The following is a 20,316-nucleotide window of genomic DNA, read 5'->3' as shown; positions in this document are numbered from 1 at the left end:
AATGCCGCATTGGTTTAGTTAACCAATGCGGCGTTTTTATTGGATTGAACAAAATCTAACTTTATTTTTTATTTTTAAAGTTCTTTTTAAAGTTCTTATTAAAGAGTTCTATAACCAGTGGTATGGCAAGCAGAGTCCCGCCAATTACACCAATTAAATGTGCGTCAATAGCCACAGTGGAGTTAATAAGCTTTCCTATATCAGCATTAGGGCCGCTAAATTGCTCAAACGCTATTTTAATCCATACGCCTACAAATAATAAATAACCCGACTTAAGCCCTACGGTTATATCTTTAACTGCGCCCCAAATAATTACACCATGCAGTAGAGCACTTAATCCGGTGTAAATATGTATGTTTGGGCAAAACCAATAAACACCGAGCCCACACCACAGCGCTAGCGCAGTTGTATTAAAAGCGTAGCGAGTAGGGGATGTGTATTCGCCATGTAAAAGCCATATTAATAAAACACCACTGGCATTTAATCCCAAATGAGCCCAATTAGCATGAACAAATTGGCTAGAAAAGATTCGCCACAGTTCGCCTTCGTCAATTAGGCTTCGGTTAAATTCAAGTAAATTATTTAAATCAAATGCAGCAAAAATGGTACTAAATAGCAGCAGAATAATAGGCGGTAATATATAACGTGGTTGAATAGGTAAATTAAGCATTTTATTATATTTTTTTAGTCAAAATTTTTGCATATTGTGCCCGTTTAACTTTAAGATGCCAAATACAACTACGTAATTAAGTGTTTTTAGTATTTTTATGCATTTTAAACTTAACTCATTATTTGCCATTGGACTGTGCGCAGTATCACTGCCTTCATTTGCACAGCAAGCAACTCAAATTGAAACTCGCGAACCTGAAGCCGCTACCGGATTAATCCATAAAAAAGTGGTGCAAGGTGATAAATACATGGTTGCTGCGGCAAATCCATATGCCTCAAGAGCCGGTCAACAAATTTTAGCCCAAGGCGGCAGTGCCGTAGATGCTGCCATTGCTACTCAACTAGTGCTTACTTTAGTTGAGCCGCAATCGTCAGGTATTGGCGGTGGTACATTTATGATGTACTACAACAAAGCAAACAATAAGCTGACTAGTTTTGATGGCCGCGAAACAGCACCTGCAAATGCAGACGAAACGCTGTTTTTAGATAAGCACGGTAAAGCCGTTAAATGGATTGAAGCTGTAGTAGGCGGACGCTCTGTTGGTGTGCCTGGTATTTTACATGCCTTTGCAAGCGCGCATAAACAATACGGTACATTACCGTGGGAAGCGCTTTTTAAACCGGCTATTGAACTTGCAGAGCAAGGCTTTGTAATTTCGCCGCGTTTACATGGCTTATTAGCACGCCAGTTAAACCCAGGCGTATTGAGTATGCCGATTATTAACGAATACTTTTACCCAAATGGTAAATTAATCGAAGCGGGTAGCGTTAAAAAGAATCAACCACTTGCTGATTTATACAAAGACATTGCAAAGCAGGGCATTGATGCATTTTACAAAGGCGAAAACGCTAAACAAATGGTTAATGCTGTACAGCACTCTAAAATTGCCCCTGGTAAATTAAGTGTGGAAGATTTAGCAGATTACAAAAGTAAAGAACGTGATGCGGTATGTATACAATACCGTGCTTATAATGTGTGTTCTATGGCGCCACCAAGTAGTGGCGGTGTAGCAGTACTACAAATGCTTGGCCTACTTGAGCACAAAGATATGAGCGCACTTAAACCAAATGGCGAAAAGGCGATTCATTACTTTAGCCAAGCTTCGCGTATTGCATTTGCCGATCGCGATATGTACATGGGCGATCCCGATTTCACTCAAGTACCTACACAAGAGCTTTTAAACAAAGATTACATTGCCTCACGCGCTAAATTAATTACCGAAACAGACCAAAAAGCCGTAGCCGGTAATCCAGTAGGGTACTTAAGTTATGCAATGGATGATTCATACGAGTTACCTTCTACTTCGCATGTCTCTATTGTAGATAGTAAAGGTAATGCCGTTTCAATGACCAGTTCAATTGAAATGGCGTTTGGCTCTACGGTTATGGTTAATGGCTTTATTTTAAATAACCAACTAACTGACTTTTCGTTATCGCCACGTAAAAACGGTAAGCTAGTAGCAAACCGTGTAGAGGCTGGTAAACGCCCGCGTAGCTCTATGTCACCGGTAATGGTATTTAATAAAGATGGCAGCTTACGTTTAATTGTAGGCTCACCTGGTGGTAGTCGTATCATCGATTACGTTGCACAAGTTGTTGTGGGTGTTATTGACTGGAATTTATCAGCACAAGACGCTATTAACTTACCGCGTACAACAAATCGTAACGATTACACCAGCCTTGAAAAAGGCACAACCATTGAAGCCATTGCGCCTGCGCTTACTAAACGCGGCCACAATGTACGTATTATAGATTTAAACTCGGGCTTACACGCAGTTGAAGTTAAAAATAATACCTTATATGGTGGTGCGGACCCGCGCCGTGAAGGTGTTGCGTTATCTGATTTAACTGATAATAACGCCACTATACAATTTTAAATTATGTATAATATGCATGTGGGCAGTGAAGCCCGCATGTATTTTCTCTCAATGGTCTGACTAGCTTAATTGTCGTTGCAATTAAACCTTTAACACTGATAATGACAGATCATAACTTAAGACTCCGTTAAAGCCTGGAAATATGACAACTAATACTGATCCTAACTACTTATATATTCATCATTCTGGCCCTGGCCTAATTGAAACACCGCTATTAAATAAAGGCAGCGCCTTTAGTAAAAAAGAACGCGAAAATTTCAATCTTGCTGGTTTACTTCCTCCTCGCTTTGAAACAATAGAAGAGCAAGTTGAGCGTTGTTATCAGCAGTATTCTAGCTTTACCGACAACCTTAATAAGCATATTTACTTACGTGCGATTCAAGATAACAACGAAACACTTTACTACCGTTTAGTGCGTGATCATCTTGAAGAAATGATGCCAATCATTTACACGCCAACAGTTGGCGACGCTTGTGAAAAATTCTCAGACATTTATCGCAGCGCACGTGGCTTATTTATTTCGTATGAAGATCGTTACCAAATTGACGACATTTTACGCAACGCTACCAAAGGTAAAGTAAAAGTTATTGTTGTAACTGATGGCGAGCGTATTTTAGGCCTAGGCGATCAGGGTATTGGTGGCATGGGTATCCCAATTGGTAAATTGTCACTTTACACTGCGTGTGGTGGTATAAGCCCAGCATACACATTGCCTGTAATGCTTGATGTGGGTACTAATAACGAAAAGCTTTTAAACGATCCTATGTACATGGGTGCACGCCATAAGCGTATTGCTCAAGACGAATACGATGAGTTTTTAGATTTATTCATTAAAGCGGTTAAACGTCGCTGGCCAAATGTATTACTTCAGTTTGAAGATTTTGCACAACCAAATGCAATGCCGTTACTTAAGCGCTACCGCAATGAAATTTGTAGCTTTAACGATGACATTCAAGGTACTGCGGCTGTAACGGTCGGTTCTTTACTTGCTGCGTGTCGTGTTAAAAATTCAACCCTAAGCCAACAAAAAGTAGTTTTTGTGGGTGCAGGTTCTGCTGGTTGTGGTATTGCTGAGCAAATTATTAGCCAAATGGTTTTTGAAGGTATTACAGAAGCTCAAGCGCGTAGCCAAGTATTTATGGTTGACCGTTTTGGCCTACTTTCAGAGGGTATGGAAGGCTTACGCGATTTCCAACAAGCACTTGCACAACCGCAAGGCTCGTTAAGTGATTGGACTTACAGCGGTGAATACGCATCACTTCTTGATGTTATGCACTGTGCACAACCAGACATTTTAATTGGTGTTTCAGGCCAACCTGGTTTGTTTACTGAGCAAGCTATTCGTGCAATGCACGCCGGTTGTGAACAGCCAATTATTTTCCCATTAAGTAATCCATCTAAGCAGGTAGAAGCGCATCCTGCTGATGTGATTAAGTGGACTGACGGTAAAGCGCTTGTTGCAACAGGTAGCCCGTTTGATCCGGTTGAACACAACGGTGAAATTTTCCCAATCCCACAATGTAACAATAGCTATATTTTTCCTGGTATTGGTTTAGGGGTTATTGCAGCTAAAGCAACACGCATTACAGATGCTATGTTAAGTGTGTCTAGCGAAATGCTTGCAGAGTCGTCGCCGCGTGCCAACACAGGTAAAGGCAGTTTATTACCAGCCTTAACTGAAATTGAAACGCTAAGTAAGCGTATTGCATTTGCCATTGCTAAAAAAGCAATCGAAGAGGGCGTTGCTCTTGAGATTACGGATGATGCGTTATGGGCAGCAATCGACAAAAATTACTGGTTACCAAAATACCGTAACTATAAACGTTGTAGTGTTTAATTAGGTTTATACGTAATTAAAAATAAATAACGTTGAAGGCACAGTTACAACGCTTAACAAAAAACAGGCAATTGCCTGTTTTTTTGTGCTTGTTCATATTTAATTAACCACGTAAGGTCTTTAATAGCATTTACAAAATTAAAGGATCGACTTAATGAAAACACTGACTCTTGTTTTAGGTAGTGCACTGGCTTTAAACGTACTTAGTTTTGATGCACTTGCGGCAGCGACTCCCGATGCTCCTCATATTTATGTTAAAGGCGAAGCTACTCTTACCACAATGCCAGATTACGTACAGCTTAGCGTAGGTATTACCGAAGTTGATAAAGACTTAATTGCAGCTAAAAATAAAACCGACTTAACCATCGCTAAAGCAATTAAGCTCGTTAAAGAAATTGGTGTTAAAGAGGGAGATATAAACGCAGGGCAAATTTCAATAAACCGTGATAGCCAATACAACCGCACTACCGGTAATCAAGAATTTAAAGGCTTTAAGGTTTCTCGTACATTAACTGTAAAGCTTAGCGATATAAATAAATACCCTGAGTTACTACAAAGCTTAGTTAACAACGGTATTAACGAAATTAATCAAACGCAATTTTTAGCAAGTAACTACAACGAGCTGCATAAAAAAGCGCAAAAGTTAGCAATTAAAGACGCACGGGATGCAGCAAAAGAGTTTAGTGAAGATTATGGCGTTGATTTAAAAGGATTATATAGCGCGTCACTAAGTCCACTCAATGTGCAGTCGCAGCCGTACATGCGTGCAGAAAAAGTAATGATGGCTGATAGCGCACCAAGTAACTATGTACCTGATGCCTACCATGCTGGAGAGATTAAAGTAACAGCGTCAAGCTATGCTGTGTACTACATAGATTAAAATATAGGTTCTTCCTAGGGACGATTAACTCTATGTTGCTCGGTTTTTACTTAGCCCACTAGGTTACAAACCTCGCGCCGCGATTTGATCGCCCCTAGATTGAACAAATTTCAATCCAAATAATTCAACACGCCCTAGTGGTGCTCAAAACGTGCTACCAACTTCTCACCTTGCTCTTGGCTTATACGCGCTATTGAGTTAAGCATATTAGTGACTTCGCGTCTGTCGTATTCATTAGTTACATGTTCATTTATGTCATCAACAATCGCATTTAAATAATTAAATAAACTGTTTCGCGCATCGGTATCTTTATGGGCAACAAACAAAATATTTTTAAATGCCTCAAGCACGTTTGTCATTACGTATGCATCGCCTTTGGCGTAATTACGCAGCGGTGTAAAGTTGTCGTGTAATAACTCATCAAAGCTTGTTTCATGAAGGTATAACAATGGGGCATTATCACTGTGCTTAAACGAGTAGTTAATATCGTTAATTGACAGCCGTTGAATAAGTAAAATACTCAGCATATCAATTGATTTAACCGCAGTACCTGGATCGTTGATACCCGGGCTCATTGCCTTAACTGCAATTTCTGATATTTGCGTTAACCCATAACGGTAATGATCGCTAATGTACTCTTCTATATAAAAAATAAAGCAGTCGAGAATTTTATTTATCAGCTCTTCATCGTTTGCTATATCTTTATTACATTTTAAAAACGGGTAACCTTTAACTGTAAAATAGCCTTGGTTAACAGAGATATACACCTTTATATCTTGCTCTGCCAAAATGGCACACAGCTTATCGGTATGTACGCCTTTATAATATCCCTCCGTTTTACTGCTTACCGAATGCCACTTGCTAAAGTCTGGAAAGTCTTCAACTGGGTTCTCTTGTTGTCTTTGTATTATTGTTTTAATTTCGTTTTTAGTTTGGCTAAACAAGCCATTTAATACGTTATCAACCTGAATGGCACGAGAGATTGAATGAATAAAAAATACAAACAGACCTAATGAAATCAAGCCAAAAACAAGTGCAAACAATACACCAATTGAAGGAATAGCCGTACTGCCACCTTCAAGTTTATTAATATTTATAAGCATAATAATTGAGTAAATTATGCTGCCTAAATAAAATCCCAAAACCATTTGGTGTGATTTACGCGTAATAAGCCCAGGGACTACGCGGGGCGATAAACTCGCACTGGCCGAATTTAAAACCACCATTACCATCGAAAAACTAAACACGGTAAGCGAAATAATACTCCCCGCTAAAGTGCTTAAAATAGTACGCGCGTTTTCGGCGCTATCAACAAGTACAACCGATATAAACGATTTCAGCTGCTCAATAGGGGCTAAATATTCAACCGACATAGTTATAATGGCAAATACTAAAAAGCCCACTGAAAGCATAGAAGGGTAAAAGCCAATACTGTTAATCATTTCACGGTAACTGTCGGCTACTTTGCGAGGTACAAACATAAAATCCTTATGTGATTTTCTACTTACTTAATACCCTTAGCTTAGCATAGGCATTTATTAAACTTCTGATAATGCTGCTCAAATTTATATGTTATTATCACGCCCACAATAATAAAGCGCATGCTTATGCGATAAAAATAACAGGAAAACGCCGTGATCATTTCAACTTATGCTGCATTACTTGCATTCTTTTACATTTATTTGAGCTTTAACGTAATAAAAGTGCGCCGTGCGGAGCAGATATCACTTGGTGATAATGGTAACGCAACGCTACAACGTGCTGTGCGTGCCCACGCTAACTTTATGGAGTACGTGCCAATTGCTTTAATTTTGCTTTTTTTAGCAGAATACCAAGGGCTTGCTAGCCATTACTGTCATATATTAGGTGGTGCGTTATTAATAGGGCGTGTGTTTCAAAATTTAGGCATAGTAGAAAAAAGCCTGAAATATCGCCAAATTGGTACCATTACTACATTTTTGGTGATTATTGTTAGCGCCTTTGTATTGCTAGTGACACGTGGCTAATTAAAGAAAAGTTAATGAGCAAAATATTTATAATAGGTTTACCGCGTACCGGCACTACTAGTGTGTGCCACGCATTTTTAGAGCTTGGTATTACAACGGCGCATACCGCGTATACTAATGCTTGTTTTGAAAATGCTAACGCGATTGCCGACACTCCCATATTTAATGACTTTAAAGCGCTTGATATTCATTACCCACACTCTAAGTTTATTTATTTAGAGCGCGAACTTGGTGCATGGCTTGTATCAATAAAACAGCTTTTAACGCGTATGCACACTAATTTAACGCGCGGCGACGGGGGCTTTAATATTCATATAAAACGCTGTTATTTAAATACGTTTAGTGAGCTTTCGCTTAATAATATTAGCGACGATAGTTACTTAGCTCACTGCTATAAAACACATTTTAATGATGCTCAAACGTACTTTAATAACCGTGACAACGATTTTTTATCCATTGATATAGCAAAGCCTGATAGCTATAAAAAGCTATGCAATTTTTTAGCGTTAAAAAGTGATAAAACTGATTTTGAAAAAATGAATATGGGTGGCAAAGTTACCGCGTGGAACGATATTAAACACCCGTTAAAAGTTGAATCTACCGCTAAAGGACGGATAGATAAATTACTGCCTTACAAGATTTTTTAAATCAAATACGTTAAAATCCCCGCATTATTATTTAAGTTGTACAGAACATGTTTGAATTAAAATACCACACCCCATTTGAATGGACCGAAGTTGTCCTTGCTGACTTTAATACTTTTTTACAAGATCACGCCGCTGCAGAAAAAAAAGCATCGGGTATGGCTATGTCTATGCTTTCGCATTATCCAGACAAACGTAAATTAGTAAAAGCTATGACCGACTTAGCGCTAGAAGAATTAATACACTTTAAACAAGTACTTAAATTGCTTTTAGAGCGAGATGTAAACTTAGGTGACGACAAAAAAGACCCGTACATAAAACAAATACGTGCACTGTTTAGACATGGTCGTGATGGTTTTTTAATGGACCGATTACTGGTTGGCGGTGTAATTGAAGCACGTGGCCACGAGCGTTTTTCTTTAGTTGCACAAGCACTTCCTGAGGGTAAAGAAAAAGATTTTTATGTTGCTATTGCTAAGTCAGAAGAAAAACATAAAAACCTATTTGTAGAACTAGCTTACGAATACTTTGAAAAAGAAGAAGTTGATGTTCGTCTAGAAGAGCTGCTTATAGCTGAAGCTAAAATCTGTGAAAGCATCCCGTTTACAGCCGCTTTGCATTAATTAAAACTAGCGTAAAGCGTATTTTCACTCGCTTTGCGCCACACACCTCTGCTCTTATTTCTTTGTTAACCTCTTCATGAATTGTTGATTTGCAATTTGCGAATCAAAATAATAAAAAACACGTTTATACATCTTAATCCACTGATTATAAATACAAAAACCCTTGGTCTCATACTTGCTACCTATACAGTAAGCAAATTGAGGGAAAGGCTTATGTTAAGATTTATTTTTATACTATTACTAATATCTTTTACCGCTATGGGCAGTGAAAGTCATTTAGATTATATAGAAAATGCAAATGGTGAGCGGGTACAAAAGGTATCGCACTTAGTTAAATGGACGCATACTCGCTTTGTGTTTACCCGTGATATTTCTCGTATTGCACTTGGCCACGAAACAACACTTGATGTGAACGTGGTAAATGGCCGTGAGCTACTAATTTTAGCTAAAAAGTTGGGCCGTACATCTATGATGGTGTGGTACGACGATAAAAGCTCTGAAACATTTTTACTTGGCGTAACCGAAGACTACAGCGTACTAGAAAATGCCTTAAACGACATCCATCCTGACGTACAGCTAACCATAGCGCCTGATCGCCATGCTGTTGTATTACGTGGTGAAGTACCTACTATAAATTATCGTCATGCCGCTTATGAAGCTGCAAAAAACTACCTTTATGCCAGTAGCTCACAAGCATCACAACCCGTTATCACCTCAAATCCTAACCAAGGTATGTTTAATTCACTTGCTCAACGCTTGCAAGGCTTGGGTAACGCAAACGGCGGCAGCTCTCAAAACTCGAGTAAAGTCGCTATTATTAATTTAATAAAAGTAACTCAAGCACCCAAGCCAAAAGAAGAGCGTATTAGCGAGGTGATTAAATCAATGGGCGCAGATAAAGTGACCATTAAACGCATCTCGGTTGATGAGTTATCAAATGACGACAACGATGTGTTTTTACTTTCCGGCTCTGTAAAAAACCAGATAGAGCTAGTGCGCTTATTAAATACAATTAATAAATTATTCGAACCAGAGCAAGCATTACAAACTCAGGGTTCTCCTCTTGATCCTAATAATTTAATGGGCGGCGCAACGCAGGATAAAAGTTCAGGTATTGAAGTACTTGCCAACGAGTCAGGCGGTTTAATAAATGATGCTACCTCAGGATTAAATTTAAGTAATGTAAGTTCAAACATTGCAAGAGCAACGTTGCTGTCAGTGGCTGGCGGTAAAGTTTTGTCGAGTATTGAAGTTGAAGATTTACCGCAAGTGCGTGTATCGGTGCAGCTATACGAAGTAAATCAACGTAGGTTAAAGCAATGGCGCCCAGATATTAGCGTGCTCTCTAATGGATATGAAAAAGAAGCGGGTTTATTTGGCCGTGACGGTATGACTAATCGTGAATCTGGCTCTGCAACAATAGAAAATGCGCTGCAATTAATTGGCGGTCAATTAACTAATAACTTACAGCTTTCTACCTCACAGTTTGCCATTGATATGTTATTTTCATTACTGGAACAAGAAGGTATTTCTCGAACACTTTCTCGCCCTACAATAACAGTTTTAGCCGGTGAAAGTGCCGTGTTTAAAGTCGGTGGTGAAGTACCTGTACCTACAAGTTATAGCCCTTCAGGAATTACAAGCGGGCAGCAAGGTAGTAGTGGGTCGGTGTTTAGCGGTACAGAATTTAAATCATTTGGAGTTGAATTAAATGTACGCGCCATGGTTGACGACAAAGATAGAATAACACTTGATCTAAACCCAGTAATTTCATTACCTGATACCACGTTAACCGCCGAAATTGCACAGAGTACAGGCAGCAGTTTAAATAGCAGTGCATTTAATACACGCAGCATGCAAACATCAACGCGTTTAAAAGACGGACAACCTCTTATTATTGGTGGCTTAATTAGCACTGATAACAATGCAAGCCACGACTTTGTACCTGATGGCAACGGCAATAGCATGCTAGGAAAGTTAAGCGAAACAACCAGCAAAAGTGAAAACAACCGCGAGCTTATAATTGTTGTAACTCCAAACCTGGTGCGTGAGCCAATTAATACATTACGTTCGTGGGAGCAGGCAAATATAGACACCCAGGTACTTAGCTATATACAGGAGCAAGGGCTATGAAAATATTTTATATTATTTTACTGCTTACTTTATCGGGTTGCGCTCATATTGATTACAAGCCAACAGTAAATCCTTACAACGCGCTGGGTGACATCGTTAAAAAATACCAATTAAATGCCCAACCATTAAAGTGTGAAGGTATAAATGCAAGTAACTGTTTGAACCTAGTGCATGAGGTGAATCAGTTAATGCTTGAACACCCCGATAACACGGCAATACTGTCGATATCGGCCTACGTACTTTATAAAAGTGGCCGTGCTAATCAATCTCAACAGGTTATAAACACATTACTGAATAAAGCTAATCCACCATTAAATGCAATTACTTTAGGGGTTACGTTAGCAATAGAGCAAGGTAATTTAGCTAAAGCAAAAAGCATTGCTCAATACGGCGTCGATGTTTTTGGTACACATGCTTCACCATACCTGCAAATGGCCTCTATACATTATGCCCAGGGCAGTTACGTTATAGCTTCAAACTACTTAGAGCTTTCGGTTAAGTTTGGTTTAAATAGTACCGCCTATTTTTACCATAAAGGGTTAATTGAAGAAGCTAATAGCAATAATTTATTGGCCTGTGGCTACTATGAGCAAGTTTTACGTGCAGAACCCACGCATAAAAAAGCACTTGCTAGGCGCGGTAAACTCTCCGTTTTAGGTAATTGTTACTCTTAAGGCCTTCGGGCCTTTTTTTATACCTAAAATTTGGCATTATTAAGAAGCCAAAACCACTTTATTATTTATCAAAAATAGGAGTAAAGCTTACGCTCATCCTACGTTTTATACATAACCTCACAAGATTGCTTTTAATATTTCCCCCTTACACTATCCATCAGTTTTAATAATACTTTCAATAACGTAAACCTAGCATTATTTATCTAAAATATTTTTAATATTGATTTGCATTTTGCAAATCAAAAATGAAAACATCTAATAAACAATAACCATTAAAAACATAACCAACTGTATTTAATGGTTATTTATAGCTGGCATGGTCCTCGCAATATGTAAAGTGAGCATAAGCTCTTCTAATTTAAAGGCTACGATTATGAAAACTATTAAACATAACTTAAATAGCAAAAAGCAAAAAGGTTTTGTACTAACGTCAGAGCTAATCATTCTTTCTACTTCAATGGTAGCAGCACTTGTAATTGGTTTATCTACATTACGTGACTCGGTAACCAGCGAACTTGAAGATGTAGCTGAAGCAATTGGCTCACTTGACCAAAGCTATGTATTTGACGGCATGATTAACGCCGAAGGCACTGCTGAAGTGTCTGGCTCTGGGTTTGTGGATTCAGTTGATGTGTACGCAGGCGATGGCAGTTCATTCACTTTTGTTGCATCAGACTTTAGTGAAAGTGCCGCACTTGTTAATGCAACACCAAGCGGCGATGCTGCAACACGTACAGTAGCAGGCGGTTCACAAGGTAACTAACGCAAGGTACCCAATATAAGGCAACCAGGTTTGAATACCAAGCTTAAGGCTCACTGCCACAAAAGTGTGGCAGTGAAAGTTACTCTGGAGGAATATTATGAAAAGTAAAAGTAACAAAGGCGCAACCACTGCGGCTCTCACATTACTCATCACCTCTGGCATGTTAGCTTCGGCTTTGGGCATTAGACAGGTAAACGATGAAAATAGCGTAACAGCTTGGGTAGTAAACAAAAATATGTCAGCCGGTCAAACAGTAACCGTTCACGATGTAGAGCAAAAAAGTATAGATCCAAGTAACTATTCAAATATTGCACTGAGCGTTCAAAACCCACGTGCATTAATTGGTCAAAAATTAGCAACTAACAAAATGGTTGAACAACCCTTGTTCGACACCGATTTTATTAGAGCGAAAAGCCAAAATTTATCAGAAGCCATACCGGCAGGGCGTGTTTTATATACTTTAAAACTAAACACCTTAGATATTCCGCTTTCGCGCATACACAAAGGTGACCGACTCGACATAGTCGCTAAAACTAATCGCTTAGTAAGAACAGTTGCCCGTGATGTACAGCTTATTGGTGTTTCAAAAGGTCCTAAATCGCAAGCCGCTAAAAGTGGCGTAATGGATAATTTAGCTAAAGAGTCTAATTCTGCTGCGGGCGGTGTTTCATTAGTCCTTGCGGTACTTCCAAAAGATGTTTATTCGTTGGCGGGTATAGATAACGCCGACAAAGTTTCAATTATTGTGCATAGCGCTTATGACATTGAACAGGGTCGTTTGCAAAACTTTTCACGCTTACAAACCAGTCGCACAATCGAAGTGGTTAAAGGCGTTAAAAATGAAGCTGTATATGTAGCTAAGTGAGTTTTTATGTTTAATTTATCAAGCAAACATGAAGAAGTTCAAACCAGTTTAAGTACCTTTGAAGAGCTTAAAAAGCTATTGCACGATGCCGTTATCGAAGAGTACGAACAAGAACCAACCGCGCTTTTATCAAGTAATGTTCTCGAAAAAATCTCTGCTTTGTGCAGTGAAATTCCACAATTTAATCAATCTTCATTTAACCAACATCAACAAGAGCAGGTTGTTCAGGCTGTATTTGATGAAATTCAGGGTCTTGGCCCAATTGCACAGTTTATGCTGGACGATCAGGTTAGTGATATTTTAATAAACGACACGCAAGATATATGGATTGATAAACAAGGCAAACTACTTTGCACAGCCAGTAAGTTTGATGATGAACGCCATTTACGCCGATTTGTTGATCGCTTACTTGATGGCTGTGGTCGCCAAGTAAATGCGCTTATGCCAATTGTTGATGGCAAACTAAAAGATGGTAGCCGTGTTCATATTATTGTACCGCCTGCGTGTACCAGCGCAGCTATTGTGTCTATTCGTAAGTTTAACCATAAAAAAATAAACGATGACTTTTTAGTTAATAACCATTTTTTAAATAAAAACATCTTATCATTTTTAAAAAGTGCAGTTAAAACAGGCGTTAATATTTTAGTATGTGGCAATGCCGGGGCTGGTAAAACGTCATTATTAAACGTACTTGCCAACTCAATTAATCCGAATGAACGAGTTGTAACCATTGAAGAAAGTGCTGAGCTTAATTTGCATCACAACCACGTTGTGCAATTAGAAGCTCACGACACAAACAGCGATGGTAAAGGTGCAGTAAGCCTAAGAGATTTAGTAAAAGCAGCCCTTAGAATGCGCGCAGATAGAATACTTGTTGGAGAGGTACGCTCTGGCGAAGTAATCGACATGCTCCAAGCAATGAACTGTGGTCACCAAGGTTCGATGACGACCATACATGCTAACAGTGCAAATGATGCCGTTATTCGTTTATCTACCTTAGTGCAGTTACACAATGCACAACTGAGCGATACCCATACAAGTTCGCTAATCGCGTCGAGTATTCAACTTATTGTGCATGTTTCTCGCTCAACTAATGGCACCCGAACTCTAAAAAGTATTGGTGAAATTAAGCGTGTTAATGGCGGCGCACATTTTAGCCCGCTTTATAGTATTAATGAAGCAGAGCCTGTACAAAGTGAGTTAATAGATAACTCAAGTGTTATTGAGTTTATGAAAGGCCAAGGGGCAAATGCAAAAGAATTAAAAGCGTTACTGCACAATAACTCGGAGGCTAACAATGACTAAACTTGATTATTTATTAGCTATAGCGGCGGTTATAACCTTTGTACTTGCAACTAGTGTGTTGGTTTCTTTGTATGCTAAAAATAAAAGCAGACAAGGCACTAAAAAAGTAGATATTTTAGAAGAAAAAGACGTACTTACTCTGTCACTACGAGTGCTAGGCTTAAACATAAGTAACGCCTGGTTTATAAGCATGGCGTGCTCGCTCTCTAGTAGCTCATGGTTTTTAGCTAAATTATATTATCCAGAGGCATCAACCAGCGCGTTTATTATTTCAATCGTGGTTTTTGTAACCTGTTTTATAACTGTGATTGACTTGGCTCATTATAAATTAGCAAAATTTGAGCATCATTTTTTAGAATTTATTGAAACCGTACAATCGTGTTTAAGCACTGGGCTATCGCTACAGCAATCAATGCAGTTTGCTGATGAACATGCAGACCCATATATAAAAAAACAAAGCACCTTACTAATACAACGCATGAGCATGGGTAGTGATGCCGAAACGTCGTTTGCCCCTTTAATTGAAAGATACAACTGCGAAACCGTAAGATTGTTTGCTCATAGCATCATTACACATACACAAAGCCAGTGTGATTTAACCGATATGCTAAAAAGCGTATGCAACATGATGTCGCTTCGGACCCTCGACCGCCAACAGCTAAAAGCTAAGCTTTCGGGCACTAAATACGCTGCTGTATTTAGTGGTTTTTTACCTTACGCACTAATTCCTTTATTCAGCTATACCGATCCAACCTGGTTTGAACCATTATTAAACGACCCTAATGGGATTGCATTTATAACGGTTGCGCTTCTTTGTCAGCTATTTGGTTTTTTATGGCTACGCCTTAGCTTAAGGGTAACATTATGATTGATATACTTTTACTTATCGGACTTTTAGTAAGTATGGGGTCATTTATCCATATTCATAGGCAATCTCTTAAAGTTGAATTAGATAAACCCGATACTAAAAACATTAATTGGTATCCGCTAATCATCATCTCTAAACGTCAATTAAGACAAGCAGGAATTCAAATTAATAAAATATTAATAAGCCTGTACTGCTTCAAAGTGGCTGCTACTTTTAGTGCATTTACGGTTATAGAACTAACAGGTTATGAGCTGAGCCAATCGATTAAATTATTACTGTGTTTTATGTGTTTTTTTGCACCCGAATGCTGGTTTTTATTACGTAAAAATCAACGCAAAACCACTATTAATAATAGTTTAGAGTTTTTTTTACGGGTTTTACTGGTTTACATGCGCGCTGGATTTTCACTAGAGCGCTCATTTGCACTGGCGGTTGATCATGGATTAAGTCAAAAACACCCTTTATACAAAGAGCTAAAGTTATTTTTATTCGAACTAAGCGCAGGTAAAGATCGTGAATTTGCATTTAATTCACTTTTTGAAAGAACCGGCGTATTAGGAATTAAAAAGCTCGCCAACTTAATGTTAATAGGGTCAAAACTTGGTACGCCACTTATCCAAGCAGTAGAGGCTCAACTTGAGGGCCTAGCTCTAAAAAAGAACATTTTACTCGCTAAAAAGGTAAACAAAAAAGCGATGCACACAACCTTTCCCATTATCTTAATTTGTTTTCCGATGTTTTTGGTATTGGTGTTTTTTCCCGCAGCATTACAAGTAATGAACGTACTTAAAATGCTTGTAGAAGTGTTATAGGAGCCTGATATGAAAAAGCATTATCAACAAGGGTACATACTAACTATTGAGCTTATATTGATTATAACTATTTTAATTATTGGCTCAATTGGTGGGGTGATTTTAGTAAGGGATGCCCTTATCAAGCGCCATCAAACTAAAGTAGATAATCAAATTACTGTAGTCGACGCTAATAATAGACCACTCGGTATTGCAGTAAGTTTTGATGAGCACCAAGCACCACTCATTTTTTATACAGACCGTGGAGCAAACAACACGTACAGGGCATTAATAGGCATACGAGACGATAGGTTTACCTCGCGAGAAGCTGTTTATTACGATGCTCCAAATTGCCAAGGTAACCCGTGTTTAAAGGGCTTAAGTGACGAAGCAACAGACAGCCAAGGTGTTAGCAAGTTAAATAATACCGGTAATGTAAGTTATATAAATGCGCTGCAGCAAGGTCCAAATTATGCAATAGGGCAGTTAGGTAATACCGTTATTGGTCAGTTATTAAGAAGCACGCCACAACAATGCCCAGCTAATAGTGAACAAATTCTATCTCGTTATGTATCGCAAAAAGTAGTAACAGGCTCACCTTGTGAAAGCTTTGAAATAGATAAGCAGCCGGCCGACAGCGGTTGTTTAGTTGGGGTAACAGCTTTAGGTAATCCACTTTTAGGTACAAGCGATCAAGATTTATCGCAATCGTGTGATACATGCCAAACGGGGTACGAATCGCAAGGTGACATACTTGATTTATATTTACCTCAGGTAGAACCGCTTTTAAATACAGCCCTTAATGCGCTGTCATTAGTTGGTATTGGAACAAGTGTTGATATAGAGCTAGGCACTATATGCTGCCCAGAAGGGACACGCTTAGAAGAAGATGAAAACATTGTAGAGACACTCGTCTTCACTATTTTACAAACTACATTTGACCTCGCCGGTATTGATTTAGTAAATAACCTTATTATTAGTGAAACACTGAGCTTAATAGGGATTGAGCCAGGCATTACATATTGCAAAACATCACTTAATTTAGTTAATGCAGAACAAGTAATTAATATCACTACAGGCGAACCTGCACTTAGTAGCTTAACACCACCATTTAAAGTTTTACTGCCAGTACATAGCGGCCAAAACAGTACAACGTGGATACATACTCCCCCAAAAGGGGAAGGAGAACGTCAATGAACGCCTCAAATATATTTACCTCACATGCTAATGTAGCAGATACACAAACTGATGAAATATCAACAGAAATTAAAGAAACGCTAACACTACTAAAACAGTTTTATGATGTTCCAATTGTTAAATTTATCGATTTTAGAGAGGTTTATTCAGAGCAGTTAATAACCTGCAATGATAAAGGAAGCGTCGAAAATGAGTTATTAAGCTATCAACAACGCTGCACACAAGAAAAACTATATTTATTTGAAGATACCTTTTTTGATGATGTATCAAACAACACGCACAAATTAATTCGTTTTTATGCACAATATCCAATTTATAGTGTTACTAATAAATTAATTGGCGTAGTGCTGATGGCCGATTTAGCACCTAAAACATTAATAGGTTCACAAAAAGATCAGTTTATTTCATTTGCTCAATTATTACAGACACAGTTAAATAAAAATTCAGATTCAGTAAGTAATCAAAGTACTAAGCCTGCGAAAAAAAATTATGGTGAAAAGTATATTCATGTATTTAGTTTAGCGCCCGTCGCATTTTTAATTTCATTAGTATTATGCTCATTCACTGCATTACTTCTTTATACTATTGAAAAAAAGGAGCTGCAAAGTAATTACAATCAACAAACCCAGCAATTACGTAAAACGTTATTTAATGCATTAGAGCGATTTGATAATCAAGGATTGTATATATCTCAAAAAGATTTAGTTATTGCAGGCTTTTTGCAAAGCCAAAATAATTATACAAAAGAGCAACTTAGTAATTTAGTGCAGAGTCAGGTTTCACAAAATTTAACTTACAAAGGGTATGTTGTGTTTGATTCTGAGTATAACCAGCTTGCACTTTGGTCAAAAAATAATTTTGATTTAGCCGCGTATGGATTCACAAACTGGTTAGAAAAATTTAATAAAAGAGCGAATAAACAAGCAGTAGAAGTATTTACGGTTGCTGATACGGCCTTCTTAATTTCTGAAATAAAAATAAAACAAGGTTCTATTTATACGCTTACAGCATTTGATTTAAGTAAGTTTTTAAAAGCCGTTATTGGCAAATTAAACACTGAAAATTATAACGTTTTTATAGCAACACCACAGTTTACTTTAGGAAAACAAGGAGAAGTAAACCCGAGTATAATTAAAAATAGTATTAGCGCTTTAAGCGGTCGTTTTCCTCCTACTTGGCGCTTGCATGTGCAACCAATGAATAAAATAGTACGACCACAAATAACTAAATACAGTTTAATTAGATTAGGGTTAATCTCTTTTTGTGTATTCGCGTTTGTGTATTATTTTTTACGTCTGCCAAGGCGTTTACACAATGAAATAAAACAAAAAAATCAGTTAATACTCAATAGAGAAGAGCTTTTTTCAAGTTCTCTGGATGCATTGCCGCATGGGTTTGCTATTTTTAATAGCCATGAATTTCCTGTGATTACTAACAATGCTTTTAATCTTTTATTTGCACAGGTGAATAAACAAAACAGTCAGCTATCGTATAGCCAGCTGATAAGTATTGCGCAGCAGCATAATATTATAAATCACTACCATGAACATCATAAGCTTGATGATGACCGTAACCAATTAATAGATATAGGTTTTACAGACGGGAAGTGGATAACTGTATTACAAAGACATACAGATTTTAATGGTTTCGTTTGCTACTTTAGAGATGATACAGAGGCACATCAAAAAGAATGTTTACTCGCTGATGTTCTCGAAAAATCAAAACAGACAAATCAATTAAAAGAAAAATTTGTTACAAGACTTAGCCGTCAGTTAAAAACGCCTTTATCATCTTTAAAGTCATTAGTTGAAATATCTAAAGATCCAATAAGCTTTAACGAATTTAAAAACAATGTGGGGAACATTTCTGATGCATGCGACCAGCTCGAAAGTGTAATTCAACAACTCGTAAATATAAATAAATCGGAAATAGGTAAGTTAAAGCTTCAGGCCAAAAACGTAAACCTAAATCAAATGATCAATAATAATATGTCGATTTTAGCTAAAGAGGCTGAAAATAAAAGAATCGTTCTTAAAAATAATATTACGCCTGAATTAACGGTCGCAAGCGATGAAAAGTTAATTTCTCAATTGGTTATTCAATTAGTGACTGAGGTTTTGGATTCATCAAATAATACAACGCTTTCAATTAACGCTCAGATTAAAAATGAAAGTAAACGTAATTACTTATACCTCGATTTTTCATTAAGTAATTTGATCGACAGTAGTAACTTCATAACTGAGCTTAAAAGTATATCGGGTGATGATATAACGCGCTTTATAGATGATAAAGATGTGTCATTAGAGTTAAAGTTTTTTATTTCAATATTTAAAATGTTAGGTGGTAAAGCGATAACTGTAAGTAGTAACGCGAATAAATCAACAATATCACTTTCTATGTTGGTCAACATAGCAACCAAACAAGGTAAAGGTAAAGACAACGAGCAAGAAGTACCAAGTAGCTCGTTAACAAATAATGATTTAGTAAAAGCTAGTTTAGTAACTAACAAACACCAAAACACGCTATTACTGGTTGATGACGATCCTCTTGTTGAGATTGTAATTAGAGCGATGCTAAAAAATGAGAATATTAAAATAGATTACGCGCGCAGTGCAATAGAAGCGATGTTGATGGTATCGCAAAACAGTTACGACATTATTTTAATGGACATAGTAATGCCAGAATTGTCGGGAACTGACGCTATGTTAAAAATTAAAAAACACAGTGACAATTTGAAAACTAAAATAATTGCGCATACATCGACACCCGATACAGATTCAAAATACGTTAACCAGGGCTTTGATGACATGCTATTAAAACCAGTAAAACAAGGTGTACTAATAAACCAAATAACACGCATTTTAAAAGATAAGTCGTTATAAATTAGCGTATATTAGTGGAACAGTAATGAGGTAAAACATGAAAAACACTATTGAAAATATGGCTGAAGTTATCGAGTTTAAAGTAACGCCAATAAATAAAACTAAACGACTGCTTTTAGTAGATGATGACTTGCTAATAGAAATAGTAATTAGAAAAATGCTTAACGAAGAAAATATTTTAATAGATTTCGCATCAAGTGCTATAGAGGCGCTACTTATGGTTTCTCAAAATATTTACGATATTATTTTAATGGATATAGTAATGCCGCAATTTACAGGCACCGACGCAATGCTAAAAATAA

At 37.6% G+C, this 20,316-nt stretch carries 18 protein-coding genes; 16 read left to right on the top strand and 2 right to left on the bottom strand.

What is annotated here, in order from left to right:
- Nucleotides 1-61: 61 nt before the first annotated feature.
- Nucleotides 62-670: a rhombosortase gene (rrtA, locus tag P20429_RS01715; RefSeq protein ID WP_007586699.1), complete on the bottom strand. Its 609-nt coding sequence runs from the start codon at nucleotides 668-670 to the stop codon at nucleotides 62-64.
- A 97-nt stretch (nucleotides 671-767) separates the two neighbouring features.
- Here rrtA and ggt point away from each other — a divergent pair, with 97 nt between their 5' ends.
- From ggt to P20429_RS01730, 3 genes are all read left to right on the top strand, one after another.
- The gene (gene ggt / locus P20429_RS01720) at nucleotides 768-2,546 is read left to right on the top strand and encodes a gamma-glutamyltransferase (protein WP_007586693.1); all 1,779 of its coding nucleotides are present in this window, start codon (nucleotides 768-770) and stop codon (nucleotides 2,544-2,546) included.
- Nucleotides 2,547-2,688: 142 nt separating this feature from the next.
- Nucleotides 2,689-4,383: an NAD-dependent malic enzyme gene (locus P20429_RS01725; protein WP_007586692.1), complete on the top strand. Its 1,695-nt coding sequence runs from the start codon at nucleotides 2,689-2,691 to the stop codon at nucleotides 4,381-4,383.
- 154 nt (nucleotides 4,384-4,537) lie between these two features.
- Entirely contained in the window at nucleotides 4,538-5,263 is a 726-nt protein-coding gene (locus P20429_RS01730) for an SIMPL domain-containing protein (protein WP_007586691.1), read from the top strand.
- A 134-nt stretch (nucleotides 5,264-5,397) separates the two neighbouring features.
- On the opposite strand, the gene P20429_RS01735 is transcribed toward P20429_RS01730, so the two are convergent.
- Nucleotides 5,398-6,744 carry a DUF2254 domain-containing protein gene (locus P20429_RS01735; protein ID WP_007586690.1) on the bottom strand — a complete coding sequence of 449 codons (1,347 nt, stop codon included), beginning with the start codon at nucleotides 6,742-6,744 and terminating at the stop codon, nucleotides 5,398-5,400.
- 153 nt (nucleotides 6,745-6,897) lie between these two features.
- Between P20429_RS01735 and P20429_RS01740 the strand changes: the two genes are divergently transcribed.
- From P20429_RS01740 to P20429_RS19950, 13 genes are all read left to right on the top strand, one after another.
- Nucleotides 6,898-7,269, top strand: a complete 372-nt coding sequence (locus P20429_RS01740; RefSeq protein WP_007586689.1) for an MAPEG family protein — start codon at nucleotides 6,898-6,900, stop codon at nucleotides 7,267-7,269.
- Nucleotides 7,270-7,283: 14 nt separating this feature from the next.
- Complete coding sequence (locus P20429_RS01745) at nucleotides 7,284-7,916, top strand: sulfotransferase (RefSeq protein ID WP_007586687.1); 633 nt, start codon at nucleotides 7,284-7,286, stop codon at nucleotides 7,914-7,916.
- A gap of 47 nt (nucleotides 7,917-7,963) precedes the next feature.
- Nucleotides 7,964-8,536: a tRNA-(ms[2]io[6]A)-hydroxylase gene (locus tag P20429_RS01750; RefSeq protein WP_007586685.1), complete on the top strand. Its 573-nt coding sequence runs from the start codon at nucleotides 7,964-7,966 to the stop codon at nucleotides 8,534-8,536.
- Nucleotides 8,537-8,749: 213 nt separating this feature from the next.
- On the top strand, nucleotides 8,750-10,669 hold the full coding sequence (locus P20429_RS01755; protein ID WP_033027164.1) for a pilus assembly protein N-terminal domain-containing protein: 1,920 nt from the start codon (nucleotides 8,750-8,752) through the stop codon (nucleotides 10,667-10,669).
- Nucleotides 10,666-11,343 carry a lipopolysaccharide assembly protein LapB gene (locus tag P20429_RS01760; RefSeq protein WP_007586681.1) on the top strand — a complete coding sequence of 226 codons (678 nt, stop codon included), beginning with the start codon at nucleotides 10,666-10,668 and terminating at the stop codon, nucleotides 11,341-11,343. The genes P20429_RS01755 and P20429_RS01760 overlap by 4 nt, the downstream gene beginning before the upstream one ends.
- Before the next feature lie 373 nt (nucleotides 11,344-11,716).
- A complete protein-coding gene (locus tag P20429_RS01765; RefSeq protein WP_007586679.1) occupies nucleotides 11,717-12,106 on the top strand; it encodes a hypothetical protein in 390 nt (129 codons plus the stop codon).
- Between the two features lie 97 nt (nucleotides 12,107-12,203).
- On the top strand, nucleotides 12,204-12,971 hold the full coding sequence (locus P20429_RS01770; protein WP_007586678.1) for a hypothetical protein: 768 nt from the start codon (nucleotides 12,204-12,206) through the stop codon (nucleotides 12,969-12,971).
- A 6-nt stretch (nucleotides 12,972-12,977) separates the two neighbouring features.
- On the top strand, nucleotides 12,978-14,276 hold the full coding sequence (locus P20429_RS01775; RefSeq protein WP_007586677.1) for a CpaF family protein: 1,299 nt from the start codon (nucleotides 12,978-12,980) through the stop codon (nucleotides 14,274-14,276).
- A complete protein-coding gene (locus P20429_RS01780) occupies nucleotides 14,269-15,144 on the top strand; it encodes a type II secretion system F family protein (protein ID WP_007586676.1) in 876 nt (291 codons plus the stop codon). The genes P20429_RS01775 and P20429_RS01780 overlap by 8 nt, the downstream gene beginning before the upstream one ends.
- The gene (locus P20429_RS01785; protein WP_007586675.1) at nucleotides 15,141-15,956 is read left to right on the top strand and encodes a type II secretion system F family protein; all 816 of its coding nucleotides are present in this window, start codon (nucleotides 15,141-15,143) and stop codon (nucleotides 15,954-15,956) included. Before P20429_RS01780 ends, P20429_RS01785 begins: the two co-directional genes overlap by 4 nt.
- A 9-nt stretch (nucleotides 15,957-15,965) precedes the next feature.
- Nucleotides 15,966-17,132, top strand: coding sequence for a hypothetical protein (locus P20429_RS01790; RefSeq protein WP_007586674.1), 1,167 nt, complete (start codon nucleotides 15,966-15,968; stop codon nucleotides 17,130-17,132).
- A complete protein-coding gene (locus tag P20429_RS01795) occupies nucleotides 17,129-20,014 on the top strand; it encodes a hybrid sensor histidine kinase/response regulator (RefSeq protein ID WP_007586673.1) in 2,886 nt (961 codons plus the stop codon). Before P20429_RS01790 ends, P20429_RS01795 begins: the two co-directional genes overlap by 4 nt.
- Before the next feature lie 37 nt (nucleotides 20,015-20,051).
- A partial coding sequence (locus P20429_RS19950; protein ID WP_033027162.1) for a response regulator occupies nucleotides 20,052-20,316 on the top strand: 265 nt, incomplete at its 3' end.

Origin of the sequence: Pseudoalteromonas sp. BSi20429 (assembly GCF_000238895.1) — a bacterium.
GTDB classification, from domain to species: domain Bacteria; phylum Pseudomonadota; class Gammaproteobacteria; order Enterobacterales; family Alteromonadaceae; genus Pseudoalteromonas; species Pseudoalteromonas arctica.
This window is presented reverse-complemented; position numbering and strand designations above follow the sequence as displayed.